Genomic DNA, 11,432 nt, shown 5'->3' on the forward strand with positions numbered 1-11,432 from the left:
ACTCAGTCAGAAGCTTGGGATTCTGGCACTGCCGGCCAAAGGCCGCGTGATATAACCGCCAGTCACTTGCCACGGGGCCCTTATTTAACCGGTCAGCAGCCCTGCGGCTGACCCCATCTGCCTATCCATGAAGCGCGGTTTCTACACCATCATGTCAGCGCAGTTCTTCAGCTCGCTGGCAGACAACGCCCTGTTCGTGACCGCCGTGGAACTGCTGCGCACCAATGGCGCCCCCGAGTGGCAGCGCGCCGCCCTGGTGCCCATGTTCGCGCTGTTCTACGTGATCCTGGCCCCCTTCGTCGGCGCCTTTGCCGACGCCCTGCCCAAGGGGCGGGTGATGTTCATCAGCAATGCGATCAAGATCGTGGGCTGCCTGATGATGCTGTTCGGCAACCATCCGCTGATCGCCTACGCCGTGGTCGGCCTGGGCGCCGCGGCCTACTCGCCCGCCAAGTACGGCATCCTCACCGAGCTGCTGCCCGCCTCCCAGCTGGTCAAGGCCAATGGCTGGATCGAGGGGCTGACCATCACCTCCATCATCCTGGGCGTGCTCGTGGGCGGGCAGTTGCTGAGCCCGGGCATCTCGACCCATCTGCTGGACTTCGACCTGCCGCTGCTGGACACGGGCGTGGACACTGCGGCCGAGGCGGCGATTGCCGTGCTTGTCGGCGTCTATGCGCTGGCCGCCTGGTTCAACCTGCGCATTCCGCTGACCGACACCATCCTGCGCCCGCTGCGCCAGGACCCCAGCAAGAGCCTGCTGGCCAACACCCTGGCCCTGCTGCCCGACTTCTGGACCTGCAGCCAGCGGCTGTGGGGGGACAAGCTGGGCCAGATCTCGCTGTCCACGACCACGCTGTTCTGGGGCGTGTCGGGCAATCTGCGCTACATCGTGCTGGCCTGGGGCGCGGCGGCCCTGGGCTACGGCACCTCCCAGGCATCGGCCCTGGTGGGCGTGGTGGCCATCGGCACGGCGGCAGGCGCCATCCTCGCATCCATGCGCATGCGGCTGGACAACGCCACGCGCGTCATTCCGCTGGGCATCACCATGGGCCTGCTGGTGATCGCCATGATCTTCATCCACAGCGTGTGGGTGGCCATTCCCTTCCTGATCCTGCTGGGCGGCCTGGGCGGCTTCCTGGTCGTGCCCATGAATGCGCTGCTGCAGCACCGCGGCCACAACCTCATGGGCGCGGGCCGCTCGATTGCCGTGCAGAACTTCAACGAGCAGGCCTGCATCCTGGCGCTGGGCGCCTTCTATGCGCTGTCCACCAAGTTCGGGCTGTCGGCCTTTGGTGCCATCACGGTGTTCGGCCTGGTGGTGGCCGGCATCATGTGGCTGATCGGACGCTGGCACAGGAACAACCTGCGCCAGCATCCCGAGGAAGTCGAGCGCCTGCTGGCGATTGCCCGCAAGGATTGTCATTGAGACTACCCCCTGAGGCGCTTCGCGCCTTCCCCCAGGGGGGACGACACCCTCGCGGCGGGGCGGCCCTGGCTCGGTGTCTCTCGCTTTGGGCCTCGCCAGTTCCATAGGGCGCTATCGATTGATAGGCCTGGTCTAAATGGTCTTCTCGTATTGTGTTCGGTGCGGGCTTTGCCTGACCGGGCACTTTTTCGTGGTTTTATGCATAGCCCGCTGCCCGTTCTCGCCCTGCTGTTCAACACCCTGGTCTGGGGCCTGGCCTGGTGGCCGTTCCGCGCCATGCACGAGGCTGGCCTGCATCCGCTGTGGGCCACGGCGCTGATGTATGCCCTGGTGCTGGCGGGGCTGGTGGCGCTGCGCCCGGCCAGCCTGCGCCAGGCGCTGCAGTACCCGGCCCTGATCCTGCTGGGCGCATGCGCGGGCAGCAACAACATCGCCTTCAACTGGGCCGTGACCATTGGCGACGTGGTGCGCGTGGTGCTGCTGTTCTATCTGATGCCCGCATGGTCGGTGCTGCTGGCCTGGAGGCTCCTGGGCGAGCGGCCCACGCCTGCTGCGCTGACGCGGCTGCTGCTGGCCTTTGGCGGGGTGGCGCTGGTGCTGGTGCCCGAGGGCACATTCAGCGGCGGCTCGCCCGGGCTGCTGCGCGGCCTGTCGCTGGCCGACGGCCTGGCACTGTTCGGCGGCTTCACCTTCGCGCTGACCAACGTGCTGCTGCGCCGCCTGCAGGCCGTGCCGGCGCAGGCGCGCATGCTGGCCATGTTCAGCGGCTGCATGGCCATGGGCCTGTTCAGCGCCTTTGCAGGCAGCAGCGTGGGCCTGGTGCCGCCGCTGCCGGCTCCGCAGGCCGGCTGGATGCTGATCGCCGCCGGCCTGGCCGTGCTGCTGATGCTGGGCAACTGGGCGCTGCAGTTCGGCGCCGCGCGCCTGCCGGCCGGCGTGACGGCCGTGGTCATGCTGGCCGAAGTGGTGTTCGCCAGCGTCTCCTCGGTGCTGATTGCAGGCGAGGTGCTGACGCCTCGCACGCTGCTGGGCGGCGCCTGCATCATCGCGGCCGCGCTGCTGTCTGCGCTGGCGCATGCACGACGGCGTGGGGCTTGACGCCCTGCCCGCACCAACGCTGCGCAATCAGCCCGTGAGCTGCCCGGCCAGCAGCAGGTAGCCCGGCAGCCAGCCCGTGAGCACGCCCTGCGCAATGCACAGCGTGCCCGTCATGCGGCCGATGTTGCGGCCCAGGGCCAGCAGCATGAAGAACATGGCCCACAGCACGGCCCAGGCCGCCCAGTTGGCGGCCATCCACCAGTCGATGGCAGTGCGGGCGCCGATCAGCGAATCGATGGCCACCGGCACGGCCGTGATCGCCACGAAGAGGCTGAACCAGCCCAGGCCCCGGCCATCGGCCCCCGTGAAGCGGTTGATGGCCACCCACAGGTAGGTGAAGGCGAACAGCAGGGTGAGCGCGCCGGTCTTGACAGAGGCCGCATCAGGCTCGGGCCCGAAGGCCGAGGCCAGGCCGATGATCAGCGAGACCAGGCCCGCGAACACGTTGATGACCCAGATCTCCCGGTCGGCAATGCGCCCCAGCATCCACAGGCCATTCAGGCACAGCACGGCGCCCACGTAGAACAACGACAAACCCAGCCACATCGCAAGTCTCCTTTTGCTTTTTTGCTTTGAAGTGCCTTGCGCGCCCTTGCCAGACCACGGGAACGAGCGCGCACGGCAAGGCGCCGCCGCCCCGTGGCCGGGTGCAGCGGCGTCCGTGAAACAGTTCATCCCCGGGCCCGCCCCTGGTGGGCATCTGCGTGCTGGCGAAAGGGTCCGCTGCAGAGATGCCGCCTGTGATCCAGGGCAGGTGCACCGGCGCGGCCCTTGCCAGGCATGCGGCGGTGGAGTGTGCCGGCAGGCGGTGCTACCGGTCTTTGGCGTCGGTCCTTGGTGCCGGTCCTTGGTACCTCAGGCCGCCTGCGTCTGCAGGCGGCGGCGGGCGCGTTCCAGCTGCTGCGCCACCTGGCGCGGGTTCATGCCGTACATGTCGGCAAAGCCGGCTTCGGTGGTCTGGCCGCTGGCCTCGAAGGCGCGCAGCAGAGCTTCGTCTCGTGCAGAACGCGCATCGGCTTCGGCCAGGGCCTCGGCCACCAGGGCGTTGGTGGCCTCGTCACGGCCCTGCACGCGCGCCGCATAGTCGTCGCGGGACAGGCCCGAGGCCTCGTAGGCGGCGATGATGCGGTTGCGCAGCTTGGGCGCCAGGTCCTCGGGCGAGCGGTGCTGGCGGCGGCGAAAGACCTCGATCAGCGCATGGTGCACATGCTCGGGCGCCATGGGCTCGACCGATTGGCCCTGCAGGTCATGGCGCGCCTGGCCGCTGGCCACCACGGTGAGGTAGCGGCTGGAACGTGTGTGCTGGGACAGGGCCAGCTTGAGCTGGTCGCGGTCGATGGCTTCGGGATGGGCGGCCAGCAGGTCCTCGAAGATGCCGCGCTTGAGCGGCAGGGGCTGCTCGCCGAACAGGTTCGGATGCCATTGGGCCAGTTGCGCCAGCAGCGGGTGCTGGGTGCGCACAGGCCTGGATGCGGGAGCCTCGGCACTGCCGGCCGCGCCGGTTGTGGCGTCGGCGGCGGGCTCGGAGGCCTTGCCCTTGTTGCGGCCACGTCCGCCGCGGCGCGAGCGCTTGCGGCCCTGGCCATCGGCGCTGGCGGCAGCCTGCGGCACGGTGCCGGCAGCGGCGTCCGCCGGCAGCGCGGCGTTCTGTTCTTGCGGTTCAGACACGGATTCAGTCATGGCGGAGCACATGGGCTTGGAGAAAACGAAACCCCGCATCATGCCAGCATTGCAAAGGCTTGCGCGGGCATAGTCCCCACGGCGTCGCGCATGCGGCACAGATGCGCGGGTGTTGCCCGGGTGGCATCAGGCCGGCAGGGCCTCGTCCAGCACCTCGATCCAGTGGCGCACCGGCACGTCCGTTCCGTTTTGCAGATGGACGATGCAGCCCATGTTGGCCGAGAGGATGGCTGCAGGCCGCCGGGCATCGAAGCCTTCGGTCAGTGCGCCGATCTTGCGGTCGCGCAGCTGGTGCGAGAGTTCGGGCTGCAGCACCGAGTAGGTTCCCGCCGAGCCGCAGCACAGGTGCGACTCGGTGCGCGCCACGCGCAGCTCGAAGCCCAGCCTGGCCAGATGGGTTTCCACGCCGCCGCGCAGCTTTTGCCCGTGCTGCAGCGTGCAGGGCGGGTGGTAGGCCATGGGCGCGGCCGGCGCGCGCACCCTGCCGTGCAGGCGCTCGGCCAGCTCGGGCAGGAGCTCAGGCAGCAGCTCGCTCAGGTCGCGCGTGAGGGCGCTGATGCGCGCGGCCTTGTCCGCGTACTGCGCATCGTCCTTGAGCAGGTGGCCGTATTCCTTGACGGTGACTCCGCAGCCCGAGGCGTTCATGACGATGGCCTCCACCGCGCCGCTGTCCACCTGGGGCCACCAGGCGTCGATGTTGGCGCGCATCTGCGCCTTGCCGCCTTCCTGGTCGTTGAGGTGGAATTTCACGGCACCGCAGCAGCCGGCGTTGGGAGCGATCACGGTCTGTATGCCGGCCGCATCCAGCACGCGCGCCGTGGCGTAGTTGATGCGCGGCATCATCGCAGGCTGCACGCAGCCGGCCAGCAGCAGCACCTTGCGCGCATGCTCGCGCACGGGCCAGCGGCCCGCGTCCTGCGGCTGGGGCACTTTCTCGGCCAGGACTTCGGGCAGCAGGCCGCGCACGGCCTGTCCCAGCTTCAGGGCCGGGGCGAACAGCGGCGAGTTCAGTCCCTCCTTGAGCGCCCAGCGCCTGGCGCGCTCGCCGAAGGGGCGCGGCACCTGTTCCTCGACGATCTTGCGGCCTATGTCCACCAGGTGGCCGTACTGCACGCCGCTGGGGCAGGTACTTTCGCAGTTGCGGCAGGTCAGGCAGCGGTCCAGATGCTGCTGGGTGGCGCGCGTGGGGGTCTCGCCCTCCAGCACCTGCTTGATCAGGTAGATGCGGCCACGCGGCCCGTCCAGCTCGTCGCCCAGCAATTGGTAGGTCGGGCAGGTGGCCGTGCAAAAGCCGCAGTGCACGCACTTGCGCAAAATGGCTTCGGCCTCCTGGCCCTCGGGCGTGGCGCGGTACTGGGGTGCGAGTTGGGTCTGCATGGTGGGGCTCTTGTTGTACGGGTATCGGGGAACGGTCAGGCACGGCAGCCGGACACGGCGGTCATGCGCGAGGCGCGGCCCGCCGGCCCAGCAGCAGGGGCAACCGCGCACGGTCGGCCCACAGCGGCGGCAGGGACAGCAGGCACAGCACCACGGCCAGCGGCACGACGAAGACGAAGCCCAGGTGCCTGAAACCCAGCGCGCCCGCAATGCCGCCCAGCAGGAACATGGACAGCAGCCCTGCGAACAGCCGCAGCCGCACATGGTTGGCGTGGACCCGGTGCTCGGGCGGGCTGCCATGGCGGTTCCAGTAGAGGGCTCGACCCAGCTCCATGCCCAGGTCGGTGATCACGCCCGTCATGTGCGTGGTGCGGATCTGCGAGGACGACATCTTGGTCACCGTGGCGTTCTGCAATCCCATGATGAAGGACAGCAGCAGCACGGCCAGCGGCACGGCGAACGGCGTGGGCCAGGCCAGCATGGCCGCGCCCAGCACGCCGAAGAGCAGCATCAGCGCGGCTTCCAGCAGCAGCGGCAGCGCATAGCTGCTGCGCAGCCGGTGGTGGCGCGCCCAGTTGACCAGCAGCGACGTCGCGGCCGCGCCGCACAGAAAGGCCAGCAGCGCGCCGCAGGCACTGAGCACCAGCGCCGTATTGCCCAGCACGAGGTTGTCGGCCAGCAGCGAGACAAAGCCCGTCATGTGCGAGGTATAGGAGTGCACCAGCAAAAAGCCGCCCGCATTCACCGCACCCGCATTGAAGGCCAGCAGCAGGCCCAGCGTGCGGTTGCTGGCCACCGTGCGGTGCCGGTCCGTGAGCAGGTGCAGGTGGTGGCGCATGCGCATGGGCGGAGCCAGGCGTTGGCCCGGCCTACCAGGCGGCGGCCAGCCGGCCGCGGTTGAAGATGCCCGCAGGATCGAAGGCCTGCTTGAGCCGTGCATGCAGCGCGGCCGTGGCATCGGCCGCCTGGGCGTCGAAATCGGGTTCGGCGCCGGGCTGGTCTGCGGCCTCGGCGCGGAACAAGGTGGCCGATCCGCCCGCTGCTTTTGCCAGCGTGCGCAGCGCATGGCCCAGCGCACGCGGCGCCTGTACCCAGCGCAATGCGCCGTGCCATTCGATCAGGGGCCCCGTGCAGCCGTCAGGCAGCGCAAGCACCGGCGCCGTCTGCGGCACGGACAGGCGCCACAGCGCATGGCCCGGTGCGCGTGCGGTGAACCAGGGCAGCTGGTGCTCCCGGCAGGCCTGCCAGTCGGCCGCAGCGCTGTGCATGCGCTCGCCCCCCAGGCGCCCGCAGGCCGCCTGCACGGCGGCACGCGCACCGCGCAGGCGCAGGTACAGCACGCCCTGGGCCGCGCTGTCTTCCTGCAGCCAGCAACTGGCATTGAGCGGCAGCGGCTGTCCGCCCCAGGCATTGAGCCAGTCCAACGCCTGCTGCTGCGTGCATTCGAAGCGCAGCGTGGCCTCGGCCGGCGCCACGGGCAGCACCTTGAGGCTGACCTCGGTGATCAGGCCCAGCGTGCCCCAGGAGCCAGCCATCAGCCGCGAGACGTCGTAGCCCGCCACGTTCTTCATGACTTGGCCGCCATAGCGCAGCAGCTCGCCCTGGCCGTTGATCATCTCCAGCCCCAGCATGAAGTCGCGCACGGCACCCACGCTGGCGCGCGAGGGGCCCGACAGGCCGGAGGCCACCATGCCGCCCACGGTGGCGCGGCCATCCGCTCCCTCGAAATGCGGAGGCTCGAAGGCCAGGCACTGGCCCTGTGCGGCCAGCAGGGCCTCGACCTCGGCCAGCGGCGTGCCGGCGCGTACGGTCACGACCAGCTCGCTGGGCTCATAGCTGACCACGCCGGCCAGCGTCCGCGTGTCCAGCAGTTCGCCCTGCAGGGCCAGTCCGTGGAAATCCTTGGTGCCGCCGCCGCGTATGCGCAGCGGCGTGGCGTCGGCCGCCGCGGCGCGCACGCGCTCGGCGATCTGGATGAGTTGGCTTTGGGCTGAATCCATGGCCTGCATGGTAGCGGCTGGGCCCTTTTGCGCCTCGGTGCGGACCCGTGAATTTTTTGAACGGCGCGCTTGAAGTTCTGCGGGCGGCGCAAAACAGCAGGGACGAAAAGGCAAAGGCGCAAGTCGAATCAGCCGCCTGCGGCCTTCATCGTGCCGGCTCGAAAGGATGGACCTGGATGTCGGCGTCGGGAAAGGAGGCCACCAGCTTCAGCTCGCCGCCCAGGGCCTTGACGTACTCGCGCAGCGTGCTCACGTACATGTCCTCGCGGCGCTCCAGCTTGGAGACGGCAGCCTGCTCCACGCTCATGGCCCTGGCCACTTCGACCTGGGTCACGTTGCGGGCCTTGCGCAGCTCCTGCAACTGCATTTCCACAAGCATGGCCTCGGCCCGTGCCGCAGCACGGGACTGTGCCTCGGGCGACATGCCGGCGCGCAGTTCGTTGAATTTCCTAGCCATGGATCCGTCCTTCTCTTTTCAGGGTCTCGATGTGCGTGTCGTACAAGCGGTCGGCGATGGGTACATGCACCTCATACCAGCGGCCATCGCCCGTCTTGTCGCCGCCGATCAGCAAGATGGCACAGCGGCGCGGATCAAATGCGTACAGCAGCCGATAGGGCCGGCCTTCGTGCTGCACGCGAAGCTCGCGCATGTGCGGGTGCCTTGAACGCTCGATGCCGGACGTATGGGGATATCCGAGATTCGGCCCTCTTGCCTCCAGCAATCGAACCGATGCATCGATGGACTCCTGCTCGGCCTGCGTCAGATCGGCCCACCAGTCGCCAAGCTCGTCGGTGTACTCCACCTCCCAGGGCTGGGTCATTATTCCCTCCAGAATATATTCCGTCAATGGCATATAGGCCAAAGATCCGTCTTATAACGGAACTCACCATAAGGCGGTTGGCGTGCAGTAGGCCTCCTGATTTCCTCAGCCGCTGAAGGGCGTTTGCGGCGCGGCAATGAAAAAAGGCCCCGGTGCAAGCACCGAGGCCAATCCGCAATGAACTCCCTGGAAACCGATCAGCGGTAGTACGCCACCTCGCCGTGCGTGGTGATGTCCAGGCCCTGGCGCTCGGACTCTTCGCTGACGCGCAGGCCGACGACCAGGTCGCAGATCTTGTAGGAGATGCCAGCCACCACGCCGGACCAGACGATGGTCAGCAGCACGCTCTTGACCTGCACCCACACTTGATGGCCCATGTTGAAGTTTGCCGGCTCGATGCCGCCCAGGCTGGAGGCGCAGAACACGCCGGTCAGGATGGCACCCAGGATGCCGCCCACGCCGTGCACGCCGAACACGTCGCAGACGTCATCGACCTTGAGCAGCTTCTTGAGGCCGGACACACCCCACAGGCAGACGGGACCGGCGATCAGGCCCATGACGATGGCGCCCATGGGGCCCACGAGGCCGGCCGCCGGGGTGATGACCACCAGGCCGCCCACGGCGCCCGAGGCGGCGCCCAGCATGGAGGCCTTGCCCTTGTGCAGGGCTTCGGCGGCCAGCCAGGAGATGGTGGCGGCGCCCGTGGCGACGATGGTGTTGATGAAGGCCAGGCCGGCGATGCCGTTGGCAGCACCTGCCGAGCCGGCGTTGAAGCCGAACCAGCCCACCCACAGCAGCGAGGCACCGACCATGGTCAGCGTCAGGCTGTGCGGAGGCAGGGCCTCACGGCCGAAGCCGATGCGCTTGCCCAGCATGTAGGAACCCACCAGTCCGGCGATACCGGCGTTGATGTGCACCACGGTGCCGCCTGCGAAGTCCAGCGCGCCGTCCTTGCCCAGCAGGCCGCCACCCCAGACCATGTGGGCCATGGGGATGTAGCTGAAGGTGAACCACAGCACCGAGAACAGGATCACGGCAGAGAACTTGATGCGCTCGGCGAAGGCGCCGACGATCAGGGCCACGGTGATGGCGGCGAACGTGGACTGGAAGGCCACGAACACGTACTCGGGAATGGTCGGCAGTGCGCCGGCCAGCGTGTCGGGCGCAATGCCCTTGAGGAAGATCTTGCCGAAGCCGCCGAAGAAGTTGCCTTCGCCCGCAAAGGTCAGCGAGTAGCCGTAGACGGCCCACAGCAGCGTGATCAGCGAGAAGATCACGAACACCTGGCACAGCACGGACAGCATGTTCTTGGTGCGCACCAGGCCGCCGTAGAACAGTGCCAGGCCCGGGATCACCATCAGGATCACCAGCATGGTCGAGGTCAGCATCCAGGCCGTGTCACCGGCGCTGAGTGCGGGGGCCGGCGCCTCGGCTGCGGCCGCGGCGGCGGGGGCTGCCGCAGCGGCCGCATCGGCAACGGCTGCAGCGGCGGCGGGCTCCTGTGCCAGGGCAGCGGCGCCTGCGGCCAGCAGGCCCAGCCCCAGGCCCATGGAAAGAAGTCGTTTGGTCATGGCAGTCTTTCGGGAAACGTGGGGTTGAAACTCACAGTGCGCTGTCGCCGGTCTCGCCGGTACGGATGCGGACGGCCTGCTCGATGGGCAGCACGAAGATCTTGCCGTCACCGATCTTGCCGGTGCGCGCAGCGGCCTCGATGGCATCGATCACCTGGTCCACCAGTGCGTCGGGCACGGCGGCCTCCAGGCGCAGCTTGGGCAGGAAATCGACCACGTATTCCGCGCCGCGGTACAGCTCGGTATGGCCCTTTTGGCGGCCGAAGCCCTTGACTTCGGTCACGGTGATGCCCTGCACGCCGATGTCGGAGAGCGCCTCGCGCACCTCGTCCAGCTTGAAGGGCTTGATGATGGCGGTCACCAGTTTCATGATGCTTAGCTCCTCAGGTCCGGTTACAGGGTCTTGGTCAGCGTCACGATCAGGCGGGCCTTGTTGACGTCACCAAAGTAAGACTTCTTGTTCGCACCCGTGACGGCCGCGCCCAGCGACACGCCGTCGCCGAAATCGTAGGCACCGCCCACGCTGTAGTCCATATAGTTGGGCACGCCCAGGCCCTTGATGTCGCTGGCAAAGCGCGTGAAGCCCAGCGAGGCCTTCACGGTCACCTTGGGCATGACTTCCTTGCTGAAGCCCAGCCACAGGTAGCCGGTATTGCGGCCCGACAGGCCCGAGCCGGCTTTCTCGCCCGCCCAGCCGAAGTAGTCCTTGGATACGGTGTGCGAATACTTGGCCGTGAACGGGCCGTACGTGGCCGCGCCATACAGCTCGGTGGTGTTGCCGCTGGAGTTGCCCGAGTACAGGTATTGCAGGGCCCCGAAGTCCAGGTCCACCTCGCCGGCCTTGAACTTGTAGCCACCGTAGAAGTCGGTTTCCAGGGAGTTGCCCGGCAGCCAGTCCACGCTGGAGTTCCAGTTGCCGATGTACCAGCCGCTGTCGCCGAAGGTGTAGTCGAAGCCGCCTTGCAGGGCAGGCTTGACGGCCTTGTTGCGTCCCGTGTCCTGGTCCTGTCCGCGGAACTTGTAGTTCGTCGTCAGGGACACATTGGCCGTGAGCTGAGCGTGGGCCCAGAGCGGAGCGATGGCGACACAGGCGATGGCGAGCGACTTGAGGCTGGCACGGGACATGGGATCCTCCGGTTTGAAAAATTTCGTGACAACCGGGTTAAGCACGGACCGTGCCAGTCTTTTCTGCCGGGAGGGGCGCCTTCCGGCCCACCAATGCAGCACCGCAGCATCCTCCCATGCACCGGCTTTGTGCAGAAGTTCTGCACCGTTACGGTGATAGCGGTCGCTCACATGGCATCTCACCAAAAATGCACCAAAAAAGTGCAAATGCTTTCATGCCCAGTACAGCACATTCCCAGGTCGCCTGCCACAGCACATGATCAGCCAAGTCTGGATTACCTGATTTTGGAACATGCCTGATTGGATAGCATGCCATTCAAATACATGCCTG

At 67.6% G+C, this 11,432-nt stretch carries 12 protein-coding genes; 2 read left to right on the top strand and 10 right to left on the bottom strand.

Features of this window, described 5'->3' with window-relative positions:
• The first annotated feature begins 127 nt into the window (after positions 1-127).
• Together lplT and ACF8ME_RS08730 are read left to right on the top strand one after the other, a co-directional pair.
• Positions 128-1,429 (top strand): lysophospholipid transporter LplT, encoded by a 1,302-nt coding sequence (lplT, locus tag ACF8ME_RS08725; RefSeq protein WP_016448591.1) that lies wholly within the window; start codon positions 128-130, stop codon positions 1,427-1,429.
• A 198-nt stretch (positions 1,430-1,627) separates the two neighbouring features.
• Positions 1,628-2,527 carry a DMT family transporter gene (locus ACF8ME_RS08730; protein ID WP_016448592.1) on the top strand — a complete coding sequence of 300 codons (900 nt, stop codon included), beginning with the start codon at positions 1,628-1,630 and terminating at the stop codon, positions 2,525-2,527.
• A gap of 27 nt (positions 2,528-2,554) precedes the next feature.
• Here the strand turns inward: ACF8ME_RS08730 and ACF8ME_RS08735 are convergent, their stop codons facing one another.
• From ACF8ME_RS08735 to ACF8ME_RS08780, 10 genes are all read right to left on the bottom strand, one after another.
• Complete coding sequence (locus tag ACF8ME_RS08735) at positions 2,555-3,073, bottom strand: AmiS/UreI family transporter (protein WP_016448593.1); 519 nt, start codon at positions 3,071-3,073, stop codon at positions 2,555-2,557.
• A 309-nt stretch (positions 3,074-3,382) separates the two neighbouring features.
• The gene (locus ACF8ME_RS08740) at positions 3,383-4,249 is read right to left on the bottom strand and encodes a ProQ/FinO family protein (protein WP_392416076.1); all 867 of its coding nucleotides are present in this window, start codon (positions 4,247-4,249) and stop codon (positions 3,383-3,385) included.
• An 84-nt stretch (positions 4,250-4,333) separates the two neighbouring features.
• Positions 4,334-5,584 (bottom strand): glycolate oxidase subunit GlcF, encoded by a 1,251-nt coding sequence (gene glcF, locus ACF8ME_RS08745; protein ID WP_209672766.1) that lies wholly within the window; start codon positions 5,582-5,584, stop codon positions 4,334-4,336.
• Between the two features lie 61 nt (positions 5,585-5,645).
• The gene (locus tag ACF8ME_RS08750; protein WP_012202244.1) at positions 5,646-6,428 is read right to left on the bottom strand and encodes a YoaK family protein; all 783 of its coding nucleotides are present in this window, start codon (positions 6,426-6,428) and stop codon (positions 5,646-5,648) included.
• Between the two features lie 25 nt (positions 6,429-6,453).
• Positions 6,454-7,593 carry a glycolate oxidase subunit GlcE gene (gene glcE / locus ACF8ME_RS08755; RefSeq protein ID WP_392416079.1) on the bottom strand — a complete coding sequence of 380 codons (1,140 nt, stop codon included), beginning with the start codon at positions 7,591-7,593 and terminating at the stop codon, positions 6,454-6,456.
• A gap of 136 nt (positions 7,594-7,729) precedes the next feature.
• Positions 7,730-8,041 (bottom strand): XRE family transcriptional regulator, encoded by a 312-nt coding sequence (locus ACF8ME_RS08760; RefSeq protein WP_016448598.1) that lies wholly within the window; start codon positions 8,039-8,041, stop codon positions 7,730-7,732.
• A complete protein-coding gene (locus tag ACF8ME_RS08765) occupies positions 8,034-8,405 on the bottom strand; it encodes a type II toxin-antitoxin system RelE/ParE family toxin (protein ID WP_043792857.1) in 372 nt (123 codons plus the stop codon). The genes ACF8ME_RS08760 and ACF8ME_RS08765 overlap by 8 nt, the downstream gene beginning before the upstream one ends.
• 197 nt (positions 8,406-8,602) lie before the next feature.
• A complete protein-coding gene (gene amt / locus ACF8ME_RS08770; protein WP_026062912.1) occupies positions 8,603-9,976 on the bottom strand; it encodes an ammonium transporter in 1,374 nt (457 codons plus the stop codon).
• Between the two features lie 31 nt (positions 9,977-10,007).
• Positions 10,008-10,346, bottom strand: coding sequence for a P-II family nitrogen regulator (locus ACF8ME_RS08775; protein WP_012202241.1), 339 nt, complete (start codon positions 10,344-10,346; stop codon positions 10,008-10,010).
• Positions 10,347-10,369: 23 nt separating this feature from the next.
• Positions 10,370-11,101 carry a TorF family putative porin gene (locus tag ACF8ME_RS08780; RefSeq protein ID WP_016448601.1) on the bottom strand — a complete coding sequence of 244 codons (732 nt, stop codon included), beginning with the start codon at positions 11,099-11,101 and terminating at the stop codon, positions 10,370-10,372.
• Positions 11,102-11,432: the final 331 nt, after the last annotated feature.

The organism is Delftia sp. WSY_7, assembly GCF_043104845.1.
GTDB classification, from domain to species: Bacteria; Pseudomonadota; Gammaproteobacteria; order Burkholderiales; family Burkholderiaceae_C; genus Comamonas; species Comamonas tsuruhatensis.

Coding starts and splice junctions, on each gene's coding strand:
- lplT (WP_016448591.1), top strand. CDS start 128: ATGAAGCGCGGTTTCTACACCATCATGTCAGCGCAGTTCTTCAGCTCG.
- ACF8ME_RS08730 (WP_016448592.1), top strand. CDS start 1,628: ATGCATAGCCCGCTGCCCGTTCTCGCCCTGCTGTTCAACACCCTGGTC.
- ACF8ME_RS08735 (WP_016448593.1), bottom strand. CDS start 3,073: ATGTGGCTGGGTTTGTCGTTGTTCTACGTGGGCGCCGTGCTGTGCCTG.
- ACF8ME_RS08740 (WP_392416076.1), bottom strand. CDS start 4,249: ATGATGCGGGGTTTCGTTTTCTCCAAGCCCATGTGCTCCGCCATGACT.
- glcF (WP_209672766.1), bottom strand. CDS start 5,584: ATGCAGACCCAACTCGCACCCCAGTACCGCGCCACGCCCGAGGGCCAG.
- ACF8ME_RS08750 (WP_012202244.1), bottom strand. CDS start 6,428: ATGCGCATGCGCCACCACCTGCACCTGCTCACGGACCGGCACCGCACG.
- glcE (WP_392416079.1), bottom strand. CDS start 7,593: ATGCAGGCCATGGATTCAGCCCAAAGCCAACTCATCCAGATCGCCGAG.
- ACF8ME_RS08760 (WP_016448598.1), bottom strand. CDS start 8,041: ATGGCTAGGAAATTCAACGAACTGCGCGCCGGCATGTCGCCCGAGGCA.
- ACF8ME_RS08765 (WP_043792857.1), bottom strand. CDS start 8,405: ATGACCCAGCCCTGGGAGGTGGAGTACACCGACGAGCTTGGCGACTGG.
- amt (WP_026062912.1), bottom strand. CDS start 9,976: ATGACCAAACGACTTCTTTCCATGGGCCTGGGGCTGGGCCTGCTGGCC.
- ACF8ME_RS08775 (WP_012202241.1), bottom strand. CDS start 10,346: ATGAAACTGGTGACCGCCATCATCAAGCCCTTCAAGCTGGACGAGGTG.
- ACF8ME_RS08780 (WP_016448601.1), bottom strand. CDS start 11,101: ATGTCCCGTGCCAGCCTCAAGTCGCTCGCCATCGCCTGTGTCGCCATC.